The organism is Burkholderia sp. KCJ3K979 (genome assembly GCF_016759955.1).
Classification (GTDB): domain Bacteria; phylum Pseudomonadota; class Gammaproteobacteria; order Burkholderiales; family Burkholderiaceae; genus Burkholderia; species Burkholderia orbicola.
In genome coordinates this window covers 1-20,900 of the sequence record NZ_JACFYV010000057.1, presented here as the reverse complement: position 1 = coordinate 20,900, position 20,900 = coordinate 1, and the positions used below count along the sequence as shown (strand labels likewise).

The 20,900-nt window shown below is 69.2% G+C and carries 20 protein-coding genes; 17 read left to right on the top strand and 3 right to left on the bottom strand.

The features are described 5' to 3' along the window. Positions 1 to 124 precede the first annotated feature (124 nt). Positions 125 to 2,425 carry a molybdopterin cofactor-binding domain-containing protein gene (locus tag H3O04_RS15145; RefSeq protein ID WP_202587973.1) on the top strand — a complete coding sequence of 767 codons (2,301 nt, stop codon included), beginning with the start codon at positions 125 to 127 and terminating at the stop codon, positions 2,423 to 2,425. Between the two features lie 25 nt (positions 2,426 to 2,450). On the opposite strand, the gene H3O04_RS15140 is transcribed toward H3O04_RS15145, so the two are convergent. Further along, on the bottom strand, positions 2,451 to 2,897 hold the full coding sequence (locus H3O04_RS15140; RefSeq protein ID WP_006491051.1) for a MarR family winged helix-turn-helix transcriptional regulator: 447 nt from the start codon (positions 2,895 to 2,897) through the stop codon (positions 2,451 to 2,453). A 538-nt stretch (positions 2,898 to 3,435) separates the two neighbouring features. Between H3O04_RS15140 and H3O04_RS15135 the strand changes: the two genes are divergently transcribed. Together H3O04_RS15135 and H3O04_RS15130 are read left to right on the top strand one after the other, a co-directional pair. Further along, a complete protein-coding gene (locus H3O04_RS15135; RefSeq protein ID WP_006479260.1) occupies positions 3,436 to 4,743 on the top strand; it encodes an MFS transporter in 1,308 nt (435 codons plus the stop codon). Positions 4,744 to 5,023: 280 nt separating this feature from the next. Continuing rightward, a complete protein-coding gene (locus H3O04_RS15130; RefSeq protein WP_006479261.1) occupies positions 5,024 to 5,785 on the top strand; it encodes a DUF4397 domain-containing protein in 762 nt (253 codons plus the stop codon). 94 nt (positions 5,786 to 5,879) lie between these two features. On the opposite strand, the gene H3O04_RS15125 is transcribed toward H3O04_RS15130, so the two are convergent. Then, positions 5,880 to 6,431, bottom strand: a complete 552-nt coding sequence (locus H3O04_RS15125) for a DUF3005 domain-containing protein (protein WP_006479262.1) — start codon at positions 6,429 to 6,431, stop codon at positions 5,880 to 5,882. Between the two features lie 87 nt (positions 6,432 to 6,518). Between H3O04_RS15125 and H3O04_RS15120 the strand changes: the two genes are divergently transcribed. The 6 genes from H3O04_RS15120 to H3O04_RS15095 all read left to right on the top strand — a co-directional run bounded on the left by H3O04_RS15120 (position 6,519) and on the right by H3O04_RS15095 (position 12,471). Further along, complete coding sequence (locus tag H3O04_RS15120) at positions 6,519 to 6,854, top strand: hypothetical protein (protein WP_202587976.1); 336 nt, start codon at positions 6,519 to 6,521, stop codon at positions 6,852 to 6,854. A gap of 254 nt (positions 6,855 to 7,108) precedes the next feature. Then, a complete protein-coding gene (locus tag H3O04_RS15115) occupies positions 7,109 to 8,659 on the top strand; it encodes an NCS1 family nucleobase:cation symporter-1 (protein ID WP_027808055.1) in 1,551 nt (516 codons plus the stop codon). 23 nt (positions 8,660 to 8,682) lie between these two features. Beyond that, positions 8,683 to 9,405, top strand: coding sequence for an aspartate/glutamate racemase family protein (locus H3O04_RS15110; protein ID WP_012338429.1), 723 nt, complete (start codon positions 8,683 to 8,685; stop codon positions 9,403 to 9,405). Positions 9,406 to 9,466: 61 nt separating this feature from the next. Further along, positions 9,467 to 10,651 carry a LysR family transcriptional regulator gene (locus tag H3O04_RS15105; RefSeq protein ID WP_006479265.1) on the top strand — a complete coding sequence of 395 codons (1,185 nt, stop codon included), beginning with the start codon at positions 9,467 to 9,469 and terminating at the stop codon, positions 10,649 to 10,651. A 163-nt stretch (positions 10,652 to 10,814) separates the two neighbouring features. Then, entirely contained in the window at positions 10,815 to 11,246 is a 432-nt protein-coding gene (locus tag H3O04_RS15100; protein WP_202587972.1) for a DUF1090 family protein, read from the top strand. Between the two features lie 238 nt (positions 11,247 to 11,484). Beyond that, the gene (locus H3O04_RS15095; protein ID WP_202587971.1) at positions 11,485 to 12,471 is read left to right on the top strand and encodes an ABC transporter substrate-binding protein; all 987 of its coding nucleotides are present in this window, start codon (positions 11,485 to 11,487) and stop codon (positions 12,469 to 12,471) included. A gap of 28 nt (positions 12,472 to 12,499) precedes the next feature. Here the strand turns inward: H3O04_RS15095 and H3O04_RS15090 are convergent, their stop codons facing one another. Continuing rightward, positions 12,500 to 12,874 (bottom strand): phage protein NinX family protein, encoded by a 375-nt coding sequence (locus H3O04_RS15090; protein WP_006479267.1) that lies wholly within the window; start codon positions 12,872 to 12,874, stop codon positions 12,500 to 12,502. Between the two features lie 303 nt (positions 12,875 to 13,177). Here H3O04_RS15090 and H3O04_RS15085 point away from each other — a divergent pair, with 303 nt between their 5' ends. The 8 genes from H3O04_RS15085 to H3O04_RS15050 form a co-directional block, all read left to right on the top strand. Then, positions 13,178 to 14,272, top strand: coding sequence for a glycosyltransferase family 2 protein (locus tag H3O04_RS15085; protein WP_077179708.1), 1,095 nt, complete (start codon positions 13,178 to 13,180; stop codon positions 14,270 to 14,272). Positions 14,273 to 14,278: 6 nt separating this feature from the next. Beyond that, entirely contained in the window at positions 14,279 to 15,526 is a 1,248-nt protein-coding gene (locus H3O04_RS15080) for a glycosyltransferase family 87 protein (protein ID WP_202587970.1), read from the top strand. A 103-nt stretch (positions 15,527 to 15,629) separates the two neighbouring features. Continuing rightward, positions 15,630 to 16,697, top strand: coding sequence for an ABC transporter substrate-binding protein (locus H3O04_RS15075; protein WP_202587969.1), 1,068 nt, complete (start codon positions 15,630 to 15,632; stop codon positions 16,695 to 16,697). A gap of 21 nt (positions 16,698 to 16,718) precedes the next feature. Then, complete coding sequence (locus H3O04_RS15070; protein ID WP_202587968.1) at positions 16,719 to 17,561, top strand: ABC transporter permease; 843 nt, start codon at positions 16,719 to 16,721, stop codon at positions 17,559 to 17,561. Between the two features lie 35 nt (positions 17,562 to 17,596). Next, positions 17,597 to 18,412 carry an ABC transporter permease gene (locus H3O04_RS15065; RefSeq protein WP_124591546.1) on the top strand — a complete coding sequence of 272 codons (816 nt, stop codon included), beginning with the start codon at positions 17,597 to 17,599 and terminating at the stop codon, positions 18,410 to 18,412. 41 nt (positions 18,413 to 18,453) lie between these two features. Next, entirely contained in the window at positions 18,454 to 19,299 is an 846-nt protein-coding gene (locus H3O04_RS15060) for an ABC transporter ATP-binding protein (protein WP_202587967.1), read from the top strand. A 148-nt stretch (positions 19,300 to 19,447) separates the two neighbouring features. Then, the gene (locus H3O04_RS15055; RefSeq protein ID WP_006479273.1) at positions 19,448 to 20,401 is read left to right on the top strand and encodes a TauD/TfdA dioxygenase family protein; all 954 of its coding nucleotides are present in this window, start codon (positions 19,448 to 19,450) and stop codon (positions 20,399 to 20,401) included. 157 nt (positions 20,402 to 20,558) lie between these two features. Continuing rightward, positions 20,559 to 20,900 (top strand): TauD/TfdA dioxygenase family protein (locus H3O04_RS15050; protein WP_202587966.1); only part of this gene is annotated, 342 nt, incomplete at its 3' end.

Here is a 20,900-nt window from a genome sequence, read left to right as displayed (position 1 = left end):
GCGACCTAGATTGACCGCATGCGCCGCGGCCACCCGCCGTCTCGCGTGCGCCGCGCGCTGCCCGCACGCCGCATTCGTCGCGACCGGGCGCCGACCGCCCCTTCCTCGACAGGATCCCTCCCCCGTGAACCGCTCCGAACTGCTCGCGCGTACCGGCTGCCTGACCGTGATCCGGCCGCCCGCGCCGCCCGTGAAGCCGGCGCCCGGCCAGCCGGGCAGCCTGTCGTCCTACGTGCCGGCGCTGCCGGAAGTGTTCGTCGCGATTCTCGACGACGGCCGCATCCTCGCGTTCAACGGACACGTCGATCTCGGCACCGGCATTCGCACGTCGCTCGCGCAGATCGTCGCCGAGGAACTCGACGTGCCGGCCGCGCGCGTCACGATGGTGCTCGGCGACACGGCCGCGACACCGAACCAGGGCCCGACGATCGCCAGCGCGACGATCCAGATTTCCGCCGCGCCGCTGCGCTGCGCGGCCGCGCAGGCCCGTCACGCGCTGCTGGCGCTCGCCGCCGAGCGGTTCGGCGTCGATGTGGAGCGGCTGAACATCGACGATGGATCGATTTCAGCCGATGGACAGGCGGTCACGTTCGCCGCGCTCGTCGCCGCGCGGCGGATCGCGCTGACGCTCGACCTGAACACCCGCACGAAGGACCCCGCGCACTACCGGATCGTCGGCCGCGCGTCGCCGCGCGTCGACCTGCCCGCGAAGGCGACCGGCCAGCTCACGTTCGTGCACGACATGCGCGTGCCGGGCATGCTGCACGGCCGCGTCGTCCGGCCGCCGTATGCGGGCCACGACAGCGGCCCGTTCGTCGGCACGTCGCTGATGGACGTCGATCGCGCATCGGTGGCCGACGTACCGGGGCTCGTGGCCGTCGTCACGCTCGGCGATTTCGTCGGGGTGGTCGCCGAGCGCGAGGAACACGCGATCCGCGCCGCGCGCCAGTTGCGCGTGACGTGGCGGCCGCTTCCCGCGCTGCCACCGCTCGACGCGCCGGCCGCCGCGATCGCCGCCGCGCCGGCCACCCGCCGCGTGCTGCTCGACGAAGGCGACGTCGACGCCGCGCGAACGGAACCGGACACGCTCACGCTGTCGCGCACCTATGCGTGGCCGTTCCAGATGCACGGCTCGATCGGCCCGTCGTGCGCGCTCGCCGACTACCGCGCGCCGGGCGACGGCCGAATCACCGTGTGGTCCGGCACGCAGAACCCCGTATCGCTGCGCTACGACCTCGCGACGCTCGTCGCGCGCGATGAGGCCGATATCGACGTCGTGCGGATGGAAGCGGCCGGCTGCTACGGCCGCAACGGCGCGGACGACGTGTGCGGCGACGCGCTGCTGCTGTCGCGCGCGGTCGGCCGCCCGGTGCGCGTGCAGTTGTCGCGCGCGGACGAACATCTGTGGGAACCAAAAGGCGCGGGCCAGTCGATGCAGGTGACGGGCACCGTCACGCGCGACGGCCGCCTGCTCGGCTACGACTTCACGACGCGCTATCCGTCGAACGACGCGCCGCTGCTCGCGGCGCTGCTGACCGGCGCGCTCGCGCCCGCGCCGCGCGTGTTCGAAATGGGCGACCGCACGGCCGTGTCGCCGTATGCGAGCCCGCATCGTCGCTTCGTCTGCGAGGATCTCGCGCCGCTCGTGCGGGCGTCGTGGCTGCGCGGCGTGTCGGCATTGCCGAACTCGTTCGCGCACGATGCGTTCGTCGACGAATGCGCGGCGCTGACCGGCGTCGATCCGCTCGCGTTCCGCATTCGCCATCTGCAGGACACGCGTGCGATCGAATTGCTGCAGGCGGTGGCCGAGCGCGCAGGGTGGACGCCGCGCGTGCCGCGCCCGCTCGACGAACGCGACGAACGCGACGAACGCGACGAACGCGACGAAGCGCGGCTCGTGCGCGGCCGCGGGATCGCGTATGCGCGCTACGTGCACAGCCGCTTCCCCGGTTTCGGCGCGGCGTGGTCGGCCTGGATCGTCGACCTGAGCGTCGATCGCGTGTCGGGCGAGATCCGCATCGAGCGCGTGACGGTCGGACAGGACACGGGCACGATGATCAACCCGGATGGCGTGCGCCACCAGATCCACGGCAACGTGATCCAGGTATTGAGCCGCACGCTGAAGGAGCGCGTGCGGTTCGCGGACGGCAAGGTCGCGTCGCGCGAATGGGCGAGTTATCCGATCCTGACGTTCGCGGAAGTGCCGGACGTCGACGTCGTATTGATGCCGAGGCAAGGCGAACCGCCGCTCGGGGCGGGCGAATCGGCATCGGTGCCCGGGCCGGCCGCGGTCGCGAATGCGCTGTTCGATGCGACCGGCGTGCGGTTCTATGCGCCGCCGTTTACGCCGGAAACCGTGCGCGCCGGGCTACGCGAGGCCGGCCGGCTGATGCGCGCCGACGCGGCAGCGCCCGTCACGACATAGATGGATCTGGGCCGCGCGCCACCCGTCAGGCATCGCCGTCTTCTTCCATCATCTTGCGCAGCAGGAACTGCAGTGCGACCCGCTCGCCGGGATTGAGCGCGCCGTACGTGCGCTCGGTCACCTGCCGCGCGAACGGCACCGTGCGGTCGATCAGCGCGAGGCCGGCCGCGGTCGCGCGCACGATCAGCTTGCGGCCGTCGTTCGGGTCGGGCAACACCTCGATCAGCGCGCGCGTCTTCAGCCGCTCGACGACGCCGCGAATCGTCGCCTGATCGATCGCGGTCGCCTTGACGATGTCGTTCAGCGAACACGCCTGCCGCTCCTTGACCGCGCACAGCGTCACGAACTGCGCGGCCGTGAGATCCGAATCGGGAATCGCCTCCTGGAAAATCGAAACGTGCCGCTGATACGCGCGGCGCAGCAGATGCCCGACCTGGTCGTGAAAATCGTACGAATCCTTGGAAGACGCCATGAGAGTGCAGGCCCTTGCCTGCATGCAAATGAAAGACAAGCAGTGTACACCCTCAAATCGGCGTGGCCGGCGGCCGGCCGGTCGCGTCATTGCGGTGCATCAGGATTCGCGGAATCGCGTGCGAGTGGCGCTTGAGGCTCGTCTGGTCCTAGCGGATCGCCAGCCCGTCACGGCGGCGTGCCGGCCAGCCGCGCACCGTCGCGGCGGCTACCGCCTGGGCATGCGAGCGCCGCCGCCAGCTTTCGCGCACACACTTCAATTTTGAGTGCATACGCACGAAATTCGTGCATGCCATCGCCTGTGCGTCCGTCTTTTCAGCGCACACTCCATATCATCGAAAACCCCTTTGCTGACACGGACATTTGTCATGCAAACGCTTGCCTTAAGATGGCCGTATACGTGCCTGTGCGCTTCGGTATTTTCTAGTGTGTACGCTACGTATTTGACGTGATATACAGACTCCAGTGCGCAGCGGAACGTCCCGCTCGCGACGATCGAGCCACCCATTCATCCGTCACACTCGAACAGGGGCAGTCCCATGTCTACCGCACACCCGAGCGCCGCCGTTTCCCCCGACGACGCGCCCCACGGCCCTCTCTATCGCAAGGTCACGCTGCGCCTCATCACCCTCTTCTGCCTGTGTTACTTCGCGGCCTATCTCGACCGCATCAACATCGGTCTCGCGAAGCTCCAGATGCTCGATGCGCTGAAGTTCAGCGACACCGTGTACGGCCTCGGCGCCGGGCTGTTCTTCGCCGGCTACATCCTGTTCGAAGTCCCGAGCAATCTGGTGCTGCAACGCGTCGGCGCGAAGCTGTGGATCGCGCGGATCATGATCACGTGGGGCCTGCTGTCGGGCGCGACGATGTTCGTGCACACGCCGATGCAGTTCTACGTCGTGCGCTTCCTGCTCGGCGCCGCCGAAGCCGGTTTCCTGCCGGGCGTGCTGCTGTACCTGACGCAGTGGTATCCCGATGCACGTCGCGCGCGGATCGTCGCGCTGTTCATGGTGGGCCTGCCGCTGTCGAGCATGATCGGCAGCCCGATTTCCGGCTGGATCATGCGTGCATTCGACGGCGCGCACGGGCTCGGCGGCTGGCAGTGGCTGTTCCTGCTCGAAGCGCTGCCGTCGGTGCTGCTCGGCTTCGCGGTGCTGCGCTGGCTGCCCAACGGCATCGAATCCACGCGCTGGCTGAACGCCGACGAGAAGCGGGTGCTGCGCGCGAATCTCGACGCCGATCCGTCCGGCAACAAGAGCCACGCGCTCGGCAAGGCGTTCTCCGATCCGAAGGTGTGGGCGCTCGGCCTGATCGACCTGTGCGTGCTGCTCGGCCTGTATGCGGTGAGCTTCTGGCTGCCGACGATCCTGCGCGACACCGGCGTGAAGGACGCATATCAGATCGGCTGGCTGATGGTGATTCCGAACGCCGCCGCGGTACTCGCCACGCTGTACTGCGGCGCCAGCTCCGACCGCGCACGCGAACGCCGCTGGCATATCGTCGTGCCGTTCATGGTGTCGGCCGTCGCGCTGGCGATCGCGGCTTCCTCGTCGCACGGCACGCTCGGCACGGTGCTGCTGTTCTCGCTGATCAACGCCGGCGCGGCCGCCGCGATGCCGGTCGTGTGGGCGCTGCCGTCGACGTTCCTGAAGGGCTCGGCCGCCGCCGGCGGCATCGCGTTCGCATGCTCGATCGCGAACCTCGGCGGGTTCGGCAGCACCTATTTCATCGGCTGGCTGCGCGATACGTTCCATTCGCAAAGCGCCGGTCTGTATGGGTTCGCCGCGTGCATGCTGGTCGGCTGCGCACTCGCGCTCGCGTATCCGGCCCGGCTCGTGAACCGCTGACGTATCGCGCCGCGCGCGCAACGCTGCTTTTTTACAACCGCGCCGGTTCGCGCGGTCTGCTCCCGCTCCTCGCGTCATCCCGCGCACGCCGCCACACCGGCGCGTGCGCGCTTCCCCCGCCGTTCGCCGTTTTTTCCTCGCACAGGCACACCGCTTGCGACATCCCCGCGCCCGCCATCCGGCGGACAGCCATCTGCCTTCCAACCGGCGCTGCGCCCCGCGCGATCCGTCACGCGGCGGTTCTGCATCGCAATGCAGGTTCCCTGAACGAGAGGACAACATGAAATCAATACGAACGATAGTGGCCCTGTGCTCGGTCATTTCCGTACTCGCGGCGTGCGGCGGCGGCGACGACGCCGGCACCGTACTCGGTATTTCGAAGCCGCAGGCGCGCTTCATCAACGCGGTGCCGGCCGGCCCGAACCTCGACTACTACCTGAACGGGAAGGTCGACCAGTCGGGCGTCGCCTACAAGGGCGTGACGCGCTATCACGACGTCGATTCAGGCACGCAGACCGCGAGCTACGACGTGTCGGGCACGACCGCGACCGTCGCGTCCCAGGCGTTCAGCGCCGCGAACGGTCACCACTACACGACGATCGCGCTGCCGAGCACGACGTCGCTGATCTCCGTCATCGACGATCCGTACGACAAGGGCCTGCTGTCGGACAAGGCGCGCGTGCGCAGCTTCAACGCATCGCCGAATGCGCAGAACGTCGACGTGTACGTCGTGCCGCCGGGCACCGACATCACGACGGTCAGCCCGACGATGGCGGGCGCCGCCTACCAGAACGCCGTACCGGCAACGACGCAGGATTCGGTCTACCTGAACGGCGGCACGTACCAGGTGGTCGTCACGACGGCCGGCAGCAAGTCGCCGATCCTCAAGACCGCGCCGGTCAGCATCGGCAACAACGCGGACTGGCTGCTCCTGACGATTCCGTCCGGCGGCGTCGGCGACGTGACGCCGAACGACATCCACGTGCTGGTCGCGCAGGGCAACAACGCCGATACGTCCGCGCAGGAGCTGGGGCCGCAGTAACGCAGCAAGGGCCCGAAACGATCGCGGCGGCCGGCGCGATGTGCGCCGGCCGCCGCGCGTCGACTACCTCGAATGCCGGTATCAGCGGCCGCTATCAGTCGTCGGACCGTTCGAGGCAGATCACGTGCTCGGCACGCGTGCTGTCGCCATGCTCGATATCGACGTCACCGACATGACGCACCCGCCAGCCCGGCCGCGTCGCGATCTGCGGCATGTTGCCGGACGGCCGGCTCTCGATCCCGCCGAGCCCTTCGTCGGGCGTATCGACCGCTTCGTCGAGCGACGCGTTCGAATAGATCACGTTGTCCTGCAGTTCCGACGCGCCGGTGCGCGCCTCCATGCCCTTGCCGTCGACGTCGACCGTGTTGTCGGTCATCGCCATGTTCGCGTTGTCGAGCGTGACGATCCGGCCGGCGGCCCGACGTACCGGGTCGCCGCTGTCGACCGCATGCGCGCCGACGTCGATCTCCGGCAGGCCGGTCGGCATTTTGCCGGCGACCGCCTCCGGCGTCAGCGGACGCCGCGCCACTTGCGCCGCCTGGGTCGCCGCGTCGGGCATATCGCCGGCCGCCGGCGTCTTCACCGGGCTCTTCTCGATCTGTTCCCGCTGCTTTTCCGGGGTAGGGTTCGATTCCGCGTTCTGCATCGCACCTCCTTGCCCGGCCGGCGGACGCCGGCGTCACGCCGTCGCCGCCGGGCCGGAAATCGCTACAACGGTCCTTGCAAATCTTTCATGCGCACGGCCGCGCGCACGCCGTCCGGCGCGCGTGCCGGTTGGCACCGCACCTCAGCGGCGAACGGCGCGCTGACGCACCGTCCGCCCCGGCTATCCGCCGTCGGTCAGCCGCCGCTCGCGCCGCTCGGCGCGGAGGCCGCGCCCGGCAGGCTCGCGCCGGCGTCCGCCCCACTGCTCGGCGTGCCCGACGGTGCGGTCGAAGGCGCGGCCGACATGCCGCTCGCTGCGCTCGAATCTGAACTGGCCGCGCCGTTGTCGCCCTTCTTCTGGCAACCCGCGCCTGCCGCCAGGCCCGCGATCAGGATGCCGGCGAAGACGGCTCGCGATACGTGACGAATGGAATATCGCTGCATGACACCTCCGCTGATGTCGATGTGGATGGAACCCGTTCACTCGCAATTTGCATGCCGTTCCCCCGCCGCCGCGGCCCGACGCGATTCATTCATTTTTCAAATGACGCCCAGCCGAATATTTAATTTCCCATCGTGGTAGCCGCCGCCCATACTCGCGAAGAAATCCGAGACATAACGTCCACCGGGGCCCGGCCCGCGCCGCGTACGACACGCGGTCGGTTTCGCGCCCCGCACATGGAAGGAGACAACGGCGTGCAACTGGAAGCCATTCACCGCGCGGGCCTCGGGCTCGGCGCGGACGACGCATCGCATCGAACCGACCCGGCCGCCCGCGATCCCGCGCTGAGCCCGCGGCTGCACAACCCCGATCTCGCGCCGACCCAGGCCGAAGGCCGGACCTGGGGCCGCTACAGCATCTTTGCGCTATGGACCAACGACGTGCACAACATCGCGAACTACTCGTTCGCGATCGGGCTGTTCGCGCTCGGCCTGTCGGGCTGGCAGATGCTCGCGTCGCTCGCGATCGGCGCGGTGCTCGTGTACGGCTTCATGAACCTCACCGGCTACATGGGCCAGAAAACCGGCGTGCCGTTCCCGGTGATCAGCCGGATGAGCTTCGGCATCTACGGCGCGATGCTGCCCGCGATGATCCGCGCGGTGATCGCGATCGCATGGTTCGGCATCCAGACCTATCTCGCGTCCGTCGTGCTGCGCGTGCTGCTCACCGCGATCTGGCCGGGCCTCGCCGCGTTCGACCAGAATGCGATCTTCGGGCTGTCGACGCTCGGCTGGATCACGTTCGTCGCGATCTGGCTGGTGCAGATCGGCATCCTCACGTACGGGATGGAAATGGTCCGCAAGTACGAGGGGCTCGCCGGCCCGGTGATCCTCGTCACGACGCTGTCGCTCGCCGCATGGATGTTCAGCCGCACCGGCGGCCACCTCGCGATGTCGATCGGCAAGCCGATGACTGGCCTGAAGATGTGGACGGAAATCTTCGCGGGCGGCTCGCTGTGGCTCGCGATCTACGGCACGCTGGTGCTCAACTTCTGCGATTTCGCCCGCTCGTCGCCGAGCCCGAAGACGGTGCGCGTCGGCAACTTCTGGGGGCTGCCGGTCAACATCCTCGTATTCGCGACGATCAGCTTCGTGCTCGCCGGCGCGCAGTTCAAGCTGAACGGCCACATCATCCACAGCCCGACGGAAATCATCGCGACGGTGCCGAACAAGCTGTTCCTCGTGCTCGGCTGCCTCGCCTTCCTGATCGTGACGGTGGCCGTGAACATCATGGCGAACTTCGTCGCGCCGGCCTTCGTGCTGACGAGCCTCGCGCCGCATCGCCTGTCGTTCCGCCGCGCAGGCCTGATCAGCGCGACGATCGCCGTGCTGATCCTGCCGTGGAACCTGTACAACAGCCCGATCGTGATCGTCTATTTCCTGTCCGGCCTCGGCGCGCTGCTCGGCCCGCTGTACGGGATCATCACGGTCGACTACTGGCTCGTGCGCAAGCAGCGCGTGAACGTGCCCGATCTCTACACCGAAGCGCCGAGCGGCGCCTACTTCTACACGCGCGGCGTCAACCGCAAGGCGCTCGCGGCACTCGTGCCGTCCGCGCTGATCTCGATCACGCTCGCCGTCGTGCCGGCCTTCAGCGCGATGACGCCGTTCTCGTGGCTGCTCGGCGCGGCGATCGCGGGCAGCGTGTACTGGCTGCTGGCCGATCGCAAACGGATCTACGAAGCGCGCTCGGGCGAGCACATCGCGGTCGCCTGCGCGCGACACTGACACACACGCATACGGAGTCGCCGATGAGAATCCTGGTAGTCAACGTCAACACCACCGAGTCGATCACCGACGCGATCGCCGCGCAGGCGCAGGCCGCCGCATCGCCGGGCACGGAGATCGTCGGGCTGACGCCGCGCTTCGGCGCAGAGTCGGTCGAAGGCAACTTCGAGAGCTACCTCGCGGCGATCGCCGTAATGGATCGCGTGTTGAGCTACGACGAACCGTACGATGCGGTGATCCAGGCCGGCTATGGCGAGCATGGCCGCGAAGGGCTGCAGGAACTGCTGACGGTGCCCGTCGTCGACATCACCGAAGCGGCCGCGAGCGTCGCGATGCTGCTCGGCCATCGCTACTCGGTCGTCACGACGCTCGACCGCACGGTGCCGCTGATCGAGGATCGCCTGAAGCTCGCCGGGCTCGATGCGCGCTGTGCGTCGGTGCGTGCGAGCGGCCTCGCGGTGCTCGAACTCGAGGAGAATCCGGCCCGCGCGATCGAATCGATCGTCGGCCAGGCGCAGCGCGCGGTGAAGGACGATCACGCGGAAGTGATCTGCCTCGGCTGCGGCGGGATGGCCGGCCTCGACCGGCAGATCGAGGAATGCACCGGCGTGCCGGTCGTCGACGGCGTATCGGCCGCGGTCGTGCTCGCCGAATCGCTGGTGCGCCTGAAGCTGAAGACGTCGAAGGTCCGCACGTACGCGCCGCCGCGCCCGAAGCGGATCGTTGGCTGGCCGTTCGCAAAATGACGGGTCGCCGGCCGGCGGCCGCATCGCGCGGTCGCCTCGTATCGTCGGGACGCGTATCGTCATGCGGGCCCCGCTAGATCCAACCGCCCTGCCCCGCGGCACGTTCGATGCCGCGGGCGCGCTCGACGTGCTCGATGCACGGCTGATGCGCATCCTGCTCGTGCTGCTGACCGAGCGCACCGTGTCGCGTGCGGCCGTGCGCCTGAACATGTCGCAGCCGGCGACGAGCGCCGCGCTCAAGCGCCTGCGCACGCTGCTCGGCGATCCGCTGCTGGTACGCAGCCGCTACGGGATGGTGCCGACCGAATTCGGCGCGCGGTTGATCGAGCCGCTGCGCAACGCGCTGCGCGTGATCGACTTCATCCGCATCCAGCAGCCGACGTTCGACGCGCGCACGTCGGTACGCACCTACCGGATCGGCTGCCCCGACTACCTGAATGTCCTGTTCGTGCCGAAGCTAGTCGCGCTGTTTCGCGAGCGTGCGCCGCACGCGCAACTGGTGTTCCATCCGCTCGGCGACGGGTTCGACGACGAGCGCGCGCTGGCCGACGGCGACCTCGACGTCGTGATCGACAACCGGCCCGTGCGCCGGTCGCGCTTCCGCCAGGACGACCTGTTCGACGACCGCGTCGTATGCCTGATGCGCGCGACGCACCCGCTCGCGCGGCGCGGCGCGATGACGGCCGCCGGGTTCGCGGCGGCGCCGCAACTGTGCCCGACGCCGTCGTGGCTCGAAGCGTCCGGCGCGATCGACCGGCAACTCGAACGCGTGGGCCTGCAACGGCGCATCGTCGTCACGCTGCCGCACTTCGAGCTCGCCGCGCATGCGCTGGTGCGCACCGACCTGATCCTCACCACCACGTACCGGCTCGCGCGGCACTATGCGAAGCTGCTGCCGCTCGCCGCGGTCGCGCTGCCGGTCGAGCCGCCGGACATCGCGTACCGGATGACGTGGAACGAATCGGGATCGTGCGCGGAAGGCGGTCGGTGGCTGCGCGGGCTGATCGCCGACGCGACGCGCGCATGGCTCGACGCCGAGGCAAGGTTGCCGGCGGTCGCGGCGGTCGCTGCCGTTGCCGCTTCCGGGGCCGATGCGGACGCAACGAACACCGCGGTGGCTGGCACCGATCCGCCCGACCCCACCCGGCGCAAGCGCCGCAGACCGGCCACTCATTGCCATGCGTCGCATCCGGCGCGCGTCGCGCAGGCGGCACGCATCCATCGCGGCGCGGCCAAGTCGCACTGACCGGCGCCGCACCCGGGCCGGAAGGGCCCGCTCGGCCGCTGCATGTCAGACCGGTCCTATTTACCCGCGTCGCACCGACTCGTCAGAATGACGCCTCGAACCCGTGCCGCCGAGCGTCGTATCGCGACCGCCCGTGGCCGCTTGATCGAATCGAGGAAATCGCATGAAACATACACTCATCGCGCTGGCCATCCCGGTCGCGCTATTCGCGAGCACCGGCGCATTCGCCGGCACTCAGGACTGCGCAACGCGCATCCGCGCGCTGCACACGCAGATCGACAACGCGAAACGGTTCGGCAACACGCAACAGGCGATGCGTCAGCAAGCCGCGCTTGAACGAATCCAGGCGAACTGCACGGATGCCGGCCAGCTCGCGCGCGCCGAACGCAAGCTCGCCGACAAGGCGCGCGACCTGCGCAACGCGGAAGACGAAGTCCGCCACGCACAGGCGCGTGTCCACGAAGCCGAAGCGCGCGGCGATGCAAGGAAGCTGAACGACGCGCAACGCAAGCTCGCCGACAAGCAGGCGAAGCTGCGCAACGCCACGCGCGACCTGCACGACGCGCAAGTCGATCGCGATGCGCTTGAAGGCTGACGGATCGAACAAGGGTTGATGCGACGGGCCGCGTCGCGCGTGCCGCTCGAGTGCGAGTGCGAGTGCGAGCAGCCCCGACAGCGACATGACCGACCCGAGCATCGGGTCGACACCGGCCACCCCGGCGGCCGCCGCGCGAATATGCATTTCAGGATTCGATGTTTGCCGGCCGGAAACCGATTCCGTAATCTGCCCGGCAGCCGCGCGGCCCGCGCGGATCACCGAGGACACGCCGCCGATGACCCACTCTTCCGCCCCCGCGCGCCGCCGCGCGCTGCAGCGCCTTGCCGCGCTCGCCGCCGCGCCGCTCGCCGGCGGCCTCGCACTGCCCGCCCGCGCGGCCGGCACCGACCTGTCGGGCGTCACGCTCGTCCTCGGCGACCAGGCCGGCGGCCTGCGGGCGCTGGCCGAAGCGGCACGCGTGCTCGACGGCGCGCCGTACCGGTTCCGCTGGGCCAACTTCCAGGGCGCCGCGCCGCTGTTCGAAGCGCAGCGCGCAGGCGCGATCGATCTCGCACCGGCCGGCGACCTGCCCGTGCTGACGGCCGCGCTCGGCGATCCGTCGTTGCGGATCGTCGCGACGCGCGTCGGCTCGCCGGCGTCGCTCGGCATCGTCGTGCAGCCGGACTCGCCGGTCCGCACGGTGGCCGACCTGAAAGGACAAACCGTCGTCGTGTCGTCGGCGCGCGGCAGCATCTCGCAGTATCAGTTGTACGGCGCGCTGCGCGAACACGGGCTCGCACCGCGCGACGTCGACGTGCGCTTCGTGCTGCCGGTCGACGCGTTCGCCGCATTCGAGGCGAAGCGGATCGGCATCTGGGCCACCTTCGATCCGTACTACGGGCATGCGGTGCGACGCGGCGCGCGCATCGTCCGCGACGGCAGCGGCATCAATTCGGGGCTTACGTTCCTGACGTCGCCGGTCGAAACGCTCGACGACCGCGGCAAGCGCGCGGCGCTCGCGGACGTGCTCGCGCGGCTCGCCCGCGCCGGTCAATGGGCACTCGCGCACCCGTCCGACTACGCGAGCGTCTATGCGTCGCTCACGCGCCTGCCGCCCGACGCGGCCACCGACATCGCGCGCCGGGCCGCGCTCGCGCAGCGCAGCCTCAGCGGCGCCGACATCGACGTGCTGCAGCGTGTCGCCGATCGCGCGGCCGCGGATGCGATCCTGCCGCGCCGCGTCGACGTCGCGTCGATCGCCATCCGGGACGTGTCGGCCTGAGCGGGGCCAGGCGGGGCGCGGGGCGCGTTCAGCGCGGCCGCGTCATATCGAGATCCGGCACGTCGTCGCCAAAGGTCGACGCGACGAGCGTGCGCATCGCGGCGACCAGCAACGTCGGCCCCGCGTGGTTGAACGTGCAGCGCTCGCCCGCGGCCGGTACGGCGCGGTGCAGCATCGCACGCCAGGCGCCCCGCCCGCCCTCGCGCTCGAACGCGGCGAACGGCAGCCGCTCGACGATCGGGCCGCCGTCCGCCCAGGACGACGACGGCGCGAACGGCGTCGGCACGCCGCCCGCCGCGCGAATCGACGTGCATCCGGACGCGTCGGCACACGGCGCCTCGTGGCCTTCCGCGATCGCGACCCAGTAATCCAGCCGCGCGCCTGTCAGATCCTGGACTTGCATGACCGTCTCCGTCATCGTCATTACCGACGACATGCTAACCGTTGCGGATGCACGCGTAACCGGCGCCGCAGCGCTCCCCGGCGAGCCGCTGCATCGCGGAAACCCGCCCCCGAACAAACCCGGGCGCGCTGTCACCTGCGTGTCATTCGTGCGTAGAATGATCTGACGGCTCGCCGCCGGGCTCGCGGCAGGCCGCCGAGGCCATTACAAACACAACATGCGCGCCGATCCGGACCCGTTTTCGCACACCCGGCGACGACAGGACCAGACGATGCGGCGCAGACCGGATCTCACGGGGGACGTATGTCCAGGCACACCCTGAAGCCGTTGGTATCGCTCGTCGTGCCGTTTCACGACGAAGCAGAAGCGATCGATGCGTTCTTCGCGACCACCGTTCCGATACTGGAAGCGATCGGCACCGCTCGCTTCGAAATCGTTTGCGTGAACGACGGCAGCCGCGACGGCACGCTCGACAAGCTGATCGACATCGCGGTCGCCGATTCGCGCGTGCGCATCGTCGATCTCACGCGGCGCTTCGGCAAGGAAGCCGCGCTCACGGCCGGCATCGACGAAGCGGCCGGCGCGGCCGTGATCCTGATCGACGCCGACCTGCAGGACCCGCCGGCCCTGATCCCCGCGATGCTCGAACGCTGGCACGCGGGCGCCGAAGTCGTCGCCGCGAAGCGCACCGACCGCCGGTGCGATCCGCTGATGCAGCGCGTGGCCGCCGCGCTCTACTACCGCGTGCACAACCAGCTCTCCGAGGTCGAGATGCCGGAGAACGTCGGCGATTTCCGGCTGATGGATCGCCAGGTCGTCGATGCGTTGCGGGCACTGCCCGAACGGCGCCGTTTCATGAAAGGCCTGTTCGCGTGGGTCGGCTACCGCACCGAGATCATCGAATACACGCGCGCGGCGCGCAGCGGCGGCCGCTCGAAATTCTCCGGATGGCGGCGCTGGAACTTCGCGCTCGAGGGCATCACGAGTTTCAGCACGGTGCCGTTGCGCGTGTGGACCTACATCGGCCTCGCGTTCGCCGCGCTGTCGTTCGTCTACGGCGCGTACATCGTGATGCGCACGCTGCTGTTCGGCAACCCGGTGCACGGCTACGCGTCGCTGATCTCCGTCATGCTGTTCGTCGGCGGCATCCAGTTGATCGGCATCGGCGTGATCGGCGAATACCTCGGCCGCATCTATCACGAATCGAAGCAGCGCCCGGTCTACCTCGTGCGGCGCCGCTACCGGGCCGACGCGCAGGCCGGCCAGCAGCCCGCGCGGCACGCGCCAGCGGACGGCTCGAAACTGCTGCAGTTTCCGGTCCGGCGCATCGCGACGGCCCGGCGCCGGCAGACGGTCGTGGCGGGCGCGCAGGCGTCGCGCAATCTGTCGGTCAAGTAGCACCGCATGGATATTTCCGGCTCGTCGATACGGCGCGACGAACGCACCATCCGCCCCTGGCTCACGCCCGGACGCATCGCGCTTTACAGCGCGGTCATGCTGGTGATCGGTGCGCTGCTGGGCGCGATACTGCTCTGGGTCGGCTTTCACTCGACCGACCCCGGCACGTTTCGCCCCGGCTCGGGGTACATGGTGTTCTGGTCCGCGTCCCATCTGATGCTCCACGGCTCGCCGTGGCTGGCCTACGACATCCCCGCGTTCTCGCGCGAACTCGCCACGCTGTTCCCGTTGGCCGGCCGCCATGCGTTCCTGCCGTGGCTGTACCCGCCGTCGTATCTGCTCGCGGTGACACCGCTCGCGCTGCTGCCCTACGCGATCAGCTATCCGGTGTTCGTCGTACTCGGCATCGTGCTGCTCGGCCTCGCGGTGTGGCGCGTGTCGGGGTTCGGCGCGGTGCCCGGCGCGACGCGCATCGGCTGGCTCGCGCTGCTCGCCTGCCCGGGCGTGTTCGTCACTGCGATGTACGGACAGAACGCGATGCTGACCGCGGCGTGCGCGGCGCTCGCGGCGTATTTCGTCGACCGGCGGCCGCTGCTGGCCGGCCTCTGTATCGGACTCCTGTCGGTCAAGCCGCAACTGGCCCTGCTGTTCCCGTTCGTGCTGATTGCCGCGCGTGCGTGGCGCGCGTTCGCGTGGGCCGCGGCATGGGCGACCGCGATCACCGCACTGGGAATCGCGGCGGGCGGCATGGAACCGCTGCGCCTGTTCCTGCAAAACGCCGGCGCGCTGCGTTCGCTGATCATCGAGCATGGCGTGCCGTTCTGGTTCGCGTCGCCGACGCCGTTCGCGGCGTTTCGGCTTGCCGGCCTGTCGCCCGCCCTCGCGTACGCCGGCCAGGCCGTCATCGCGGCGATCGCGCTCGCGGCGGCGTGCTGCGTCTGGCGCCGCAGCCGGGACGCACGGTTGCGCGGTGCGGTACTGGTCGTCGCGACGCTGGCCGCCAATCCGTATGTCTGGCACTACGAACTGTCGTGGCTGTGCATCCCGATCGCGTGCATGATCGCCATCGGCGCACAGTACGGCTGGCGGCGCGGCGAGCAATGCGTCGTCGCCGTCATGTGGGCGCTGCCGATGTACGAGTTTCTGAATCCGTGGCTGACGCTGCCGCAGATCGGGCCTGCCGTCACGGCAACCGCGCTGCTCGTGCTCCTGCGGCGCGCCCGCACCCTCCCGCGATCCCCCGCGCGGCGATAAGCATAGTTCAAATCGTTGCTTGTCCGGCCCCGGGGCGTCATCGAGAATGACCCGACGGGCTGCGGCCCGGCCTCGTTCTCCAACGTTCCGGATCCATCGATTCATGCTCCCACTGCGCCTGCTGCGATCGCTGCTGATCGCGTCCCTTTTTGCGTTGCCGGCCGCCGCCGCGCACGCCGACAAGCCCGCCACCATCCGCATCGGCGTCGCCCAGCAAGGCGCCGGCGATCCCCCGACGTTCGGCGGATCGAGCGCCGCCACCGTGCAGTTGCAGCAGCTCGTCGAAAAGGAATTCGCCGCCGACGGCATCAAGGTGAAATGGCTGTTCTTCAAGGGTGCGGGCCCGGCCGTCAACGAGGCGATCGCCAACAAGGCGCTCGACTTCGCGTACCAGGGCGACCTGCCCGCCGTGCTCGCGCGCTCGAACGGGATCAAGACCCGCCTGCTGCTCGCCGCGAGCGTGCGCTCGGGCATCAAGATCGCGGTGCCGCCCGACTCGACGATCCGCTCGATCAAGGACCTGAAGGACCGCCGCGTGTCGATCTTCCGCGGCACCAACCTGCAGCTCGTCGCCGACAACGCGCTCGCGAAGAACGGCCTCGGCGAACGCGACCTGCGCGTGATCAACCTCGACGCCGCCAGTTCGCTCGCCGCGCTCGCATCGAAAGGCATCGACGCGTCGGTGGGCGATTACGCGCTCTACAAGCTGCGCGACGCGGGCCTCGCGAAGATCATCTACGAATCGCAGAACGACGGCCCGCAACTGACGCGCCAGACCCACCTGCTCGTGCTCGACGATTTCGACCGCGCGCACCCGGACATCGTGCAGCGCGTCGTCACCGCGTTCGTGAAGGGCGCGCAATGGTCGTCCGACGAGGCGAACCGCGATGCGCTGTTCAAGCTGTGGGCGAAAAGCGGCGTGCCGTATTCGTCGTGGCAGGCCGACTATGCGAACCAGCGCCTGAAGGAACGCCTGTCCCCGCTGATCGATCCGTTCGTCGTCGCCCGCTACAAGGCCGTCGCCCAGGATGCGCTGAACCTCAAGCTGATCCGCCAGCCGGTCGACGTCGACGGCTGGTTCGAGCCGAAGTATCTCGACAACGCATTGCGCACGTTGAAGCTCGAAAACTACTGGCCGCGTTACGACGCCGCCGGCAAGCCCCTCACCTGATACCTGACCGGACCCGCCCCGATGAGCGACACCGCGTTTTCCGTCCCGTCGTCCGACTCGCACGCGCTCGCCGTGCCGCCGCGCCGCTCGGCCGCGCTGAAACGGCTCGCGTGGCAGCTCGCGCCGTGGGTGCTGCCCGCGCTGCTGTTCGCGCTGTGGAGCGTCGGCAGCGCGCGCGGCTGGATCGCACCGCAAATCCTGCCGCCGCCGGAACGCGTGGTCGACACGCTGGCCGAGCTCGCGTCGAGCGGCGATCTCGTGCGCCAGACGCTGATCAGCCTGCAGCGCGTGCTCGTCGGCTTCGCGGCCGGCACGCTGCTCGGGGTGTCGATCGGCGTCGCGCTCGGGCTGTCGCGCACGCTGGAAGCCTACGTGCTGCCGAGTTTCAATGCGCTCGTGCAGATTCCGGTGCTCGGCTGGCTGCCGTTCCTGCTGCTGCTCGTCGGCGTCGGCGAGCCGCTCAAGTACCTGCTGATCGCGCATGCGGCGCTCGTCCCGGTCACGCTGAGCACGTTGCAGGGGTTCCGCCAGACGCCGCCCGCCCTCGACGAAGTCGCGCGCGGATTCGGCTACACGCGCCGGCAACGCATTGTCCACGTCGTGCTGCCGGCCGCGATCCCGACGCTCGCAACCGGCGTGCGGCTCGCGTTCACGAAGTCGTGGCTCGCGCTCGTCGTGGTCGAACTCGTCGCGTCGTCCGAAGGGCTCGGCTACCTGATCGTGTACGGGCGGCAACTGTTCCAGCTCGATCTCGTGATGGCGGCCGTGGTCGTGGTCGGCGCGGTCGGCCTGCTGATCAACCGGGCGCTCGACGCACTCGAAGCGCGCTTGCGCCGCGGCGTGCCGTCCGCGTTTCGCGGCTGAACCGGGCCGCCCGCCCCATCGAAGGAGAGTCGCCCGTGTCGCATGCCGCTACACCGTCACTCACACCGCCCGCCACGCCCGCCCGCCGCCTGCATGCACCGGACTGGCGCGGCTTCGTGCTGCCGCTCGCCGCACTTGCGTGCTGGTGGGCCCTCGCTTCCGCGCACCTCGTGAAAAGCGGGCTATTCGTCAGCCCCGCCGACGTGCTGCACACCGCGTGGGCGCAGGCCACGAGCGGCGCGCTCGGCCGTGCGTTGTCGGCATCGCTCGCGCGCGAAGCGTGCGGGTTCGCGATCGGCGCGACGGGCGGGCTGTTGCTCGGCGCCGTGCTCGGGCTGTCGCGCGTCGCCGCGCGGATGGTCGGGCCGAGCTTCGACACGTTCAAGCAGATCTCGCTGTTCGCGTGGATTCCGCTGATTTCCGTGTGGTTCGGGCTCGGCGACGTCGCGAAGGTCGTGTTCCTGTCGCTCGCCGCGCTGCTGCCGGTCGCCGCCCATACCTGCGACGGCATTCACGCGGTGCCGCGCACGTACGTCGACGTCGCCCGCGCGCTGCGCTACTCGCGGCTTCAGCTGATCCGCTACGTGATCCTGCCGGCCGCGCTGCCGTCGATCTTCACCGGCCTGTATCTCGGCCTGATCTATTCGTGGCTCGCGACGCTCGGCGCGGAATACCTGCTCGTCGCCGGCAGCGGGATCGGCAACACGCTGATCGACGGCAGCGAGCAGTTCCGGATGGATCTCGTGCTGTTCGGGATCATCGTCGTCGGCGTGACCGGCTGGGCACTGAACGCGACCGCGCGGGCGATCGAGCGCAAGGTGCTGGCCCGGCGCGGCGACCTCGCGCGCTGAGGCGCCCGTTCCTTCCGTATCGCTCCCTTCTCCTGACCGCCATGACGACTCTCGCCTCCGATTCGCTCGACATCCTCCATGTAAGCAAGCACTACGCGCAACGCGGCGCGGCGCTCGCCGTGCTCGACGACGTGTCGCTGCACGTGCGCGCCAGCGAATTCGTCACGATCGTCGGCGCCAGCGGCTGCGGCAAGTCGACGCTGCTGCGGCTCGTCGCCGGGCTCGACACCGATTACACCGGCGAAATCCACGCCGGCGGCGAGCGCGTGCGCGACACGTCGCTGCAGCGCGGCATCGTGTTCCAGGATCACCGGCTGTTCCCGTGGCTGACCGTCGAACAGAACATCGGCGCCGCGCTGCGCAACGCGCCGCTGGACGCCGCCGCGAAACGGCGCGCGATCGCGGAGCACATCGCGCTCGTCGGGCTCAACGGCTTCGAGCACGCGTTTCCGAACCAGTTGTCGGGCGGGATGGCACAGCGCGTCGCGATCGCGCGCGGACTCGTGAACCGGCCGCGCGTGCTGCTGCTCGACGAACCGTTCGGCGCGCTCGACGCGCAAACCCGCGCGAAGATGCAGAACGAACTGCTGCGCATCTGGGAACAGGAGCGCATCACGATGATCCTGGTCACGCACGACGTCGACGAAGCCGTCTATCTCGGCGACCGCGTCGTCACGATGGCGCCGCGTCCGGGCCGCATCGCGCGCATCGTCGACGTCGCGCTGCCGCGCCCGCGCCGGCACGATTCGCCGGCATTCGCGCGCTTGCGCGACACCGTGCTCGCCGATTTCGACGACAGCGAGCCGCCGGGCGACGACGGTTCAGGCGGCAAGCACCTCGACGCGGCGCGCCCGCACCGGATCGGCGAATGGCGGCTCGCCTGGTAGGCGCATGACGTATCGAATCGTTCAGCATCACGACACATATCGTTCATCGCAGCGCGCACACTAAGGTTGTGACGATTCATCGGTTCCGGTTCTGTGCGGCGCCTGCTTGAATGGAGACTCGACCGACCCGACTCCCAGGAGACTCCCGATGTCCGATGTCCAGCACGCCGCTCACTCGCCCTCGCCTGCTTCGCACGCCGCGCCGCGCACGGCCACCGTCCCGCTTCAGCTTCGTCAGGTCGCCGGCCGGATCGGCGCCGAAATTTCCGGCGTGCGGCTGTCGGCCACGCTCGACGACGCGACGTTCGATGCGGTCCACGCCGCGCTGCTGCGCCACAAGGTGTTGTTCTTCCGCGGCCAGCACCATCTCGACGACACCGCGCAGGAAGCCTTCGCCCGCCGCTTCGGCGACACGGTCGCGCACCCGACCGTGCCGTCCGTCGACGGCAGCGCTGCCCTGCTCGAACTCGATTCCGCGCACGGCGCACGCGCCAATTCGTGGCACACCGACGTGACCTTCGTCGACGCGTACCCGAAGATCTCGATCCTGCGCGCGGTCGTGATCCCGCCGTTCGGCGGCGATACCGTGTGGGCCAACACGGCCGCCGCGTACGCGAATCTGCCCGACCCGCTGCGCGCGCTCGCCGACACGCTGTGGGCGCTGCATACGAACGCGTACGACTATGCGTCGACGCACGTGCACGCCGACGATACGCAACTGAAGCGCTACCGCGAAGTATTCACGTCGACCGTCTACGAAACCGAGCATCCGGTCGTGCGCGTGCATCCGGAAACCGGCGAACGCACGCTCGTGCTCGGGCACTTCGTGCAAAAGATCAAGGGGCTGTCGTCGCAGGATTCCGCGCACCTGCTGCAGGTGCTGCACGAACACGTGACGCGCCTCGAGAACACCGTGCGCTGGAACTGGCAGGAAGGCGACGTCGCGATCTGGGACAACCGCGCGACCCAGCACTACGCGATCAACGACTACGGCGATGCGCGCCGCGTCGTGCGCCGCGCGACCGTTCACGGCGACGTGCCGGTCGGCATCGACGGCCGCCAGAGCGTCCTGCTCAAGGGGCCGGGCGCCACGCTGCAATAACGTCGACGTACCCACGTCACGCGGCGGCGCTCTTTTCCGCGCGCCGTCGCGCGCCTCTCTGGAGGACACCCGCCATGAACCTCGCACCACCGGATCGACGCGTGCACGCGCCACGATGTCGCCCGTCTCCCTCGTTCACTTCCGCCAGGAGCGTCGCATGAGCGCCCTACTCGAACCCGCCGCCCAGCCGGTCGACGTGATCCCGCTGTCCGCCCACATCGGTGCGGAAATCCGCGGCGTCGACCTCACGCAACCGTTGACCACGCCGCAGATCGCGGCGATCCGCGCCGCGCTGCTGAAATGGCGCGTGATCTTCTTCCGCGAACAATTCCTCACGCACGAGCAGCATGTCGCGTTCTCCGCGCAGTTCGGCGAGCCGACGGTCGGCCACCCGGTGTTCGGGCACGTCGACGGCCATCCGGCCGTCTATTCGATCTCGAAGCATCGCAAGGCGACGCGCTTCGAAGGCGAACCGGTACGCCGGCCCTGGACCGGCTGG

Bases quoted from the DNA above. Each gene is read 5' to 3' on its own strand.
- H3O04_RS15140 (WP_006491051.1), bottom strand. From the start codon at position 2,897: ATGGCGTCTTCCAAGGATTCGTACGATTTTCACGACCAGGTCGGGCAT.
- H3O04_RS15135 (WP_006479260.1), top strand. From the start codon at position 3,436: ATGTCTACCGCACACCCGAGCGCCGCCGTTTCCCCCGACGACGCGCCC.
- H3O04_RS15130 (WP_006479261.1), top strand. From the start codon at position 5,024: ATGAAATCAATACGAACGATAGTGGCCCTGTGCTCGGTCATTTCCGTA.
- H3O04_RS15125 (WP_006479262.1), bottom strand. From the start codon at position 6,431: ATGCAGAACGCGGAATCGAACCCTACCCCGGAAAAGCAGCGGGAACAG.
- H3O04_RS15120 (WP_202587976.1), top strand. From the start codon at position 6,519: ATGCGCACGGCCGCGCGCACGCCGTCCGGCGCGCGTGCCGGTTGGCAC.
- H3O04_RS15115 (WP_027808055.1), top strand. From the start codon at position 7,109: ATGGAAGGAGACAACGGCGTGCAACTGGAAGCCATTCACCGCGCGGGC.
- H3O04_RS15110 (WP_012338429.1), top strand. From the start codon at position 8,683: ATGAGAATCCTGGTAGTCAACGTCAACACCACCGAGTCGATCACCGAC.
- H3O04_RS15105 (WP_006479265.1), top strand. From the start codon at position 9,467: ATGCGGGCCCCGCTAGATCCAACCGCCCTGCCCCGCGGCACGTTCGAT.
- H3O04_RS15100 (WP_202587972.1), top strand. From the start codon at position 10,815: ATGAAACATACACTCATCGCGCTGGCCATCCCGGTCGCGCTATTCGCG.
- H3O04_RS15095 (WP_202587971.1), top strand. From the start codon at position 11,485: ATGACCCACTCTTCCGCCCCCGCGCGCCGCCGCGCGCTGCAGCGCCTT.
- H3O04_RS15090 (WP_006479267.1), bottom strand. From the start codon at position 12,874: ATGCAAGTCCAGGATCTGACAGGCGCGCGGCTGGATTACTGGGTCGCG.
- H3O04_RS15085 (WP_077179708.1), top strand. From the start codon at position 13,178: ATGTCCAGGCACACCCTGAAGCCGTTGGTATCGCTCGTCGTGCCGTTT.
- H3O04_RS15080 (WP_202587970.1), top strand. From the start codon at position 14,279: ATGGATATTTCCGGCTCGTCGATACGGCGCGACGAACGCACCATCCGC.
- H3O04_RS15075 (WP_202587969.1), top strand. From the start codon at position 15,630: ATGCTCCCACTGCGCCTGCTGCGATCGCTGCTGATCGCGTCCCTTTTT.
- H3O04_RS15070 (WP_202587968.1), top strand. From the start codon at position 16,719: ATGAGCGACACCGCGTTTTCCGTCCCGTCGTCCGACTCGCACGCGCTC.
- H3O04_RS15060 (WP_202587967.1), top strand. From the start codon at position 18,454: ATGACGACTCTCGCCTCCGATTCGCTCGACATCCTCCATGTAAGCAAG.
- H3O04_RS15055 (WP_006479273.1), top strand. From the start codon at position 19,448: ATGTCCGATGTCCAGCACGCCGCTCACTCGCCCTCGCCTGCTTCGCAC.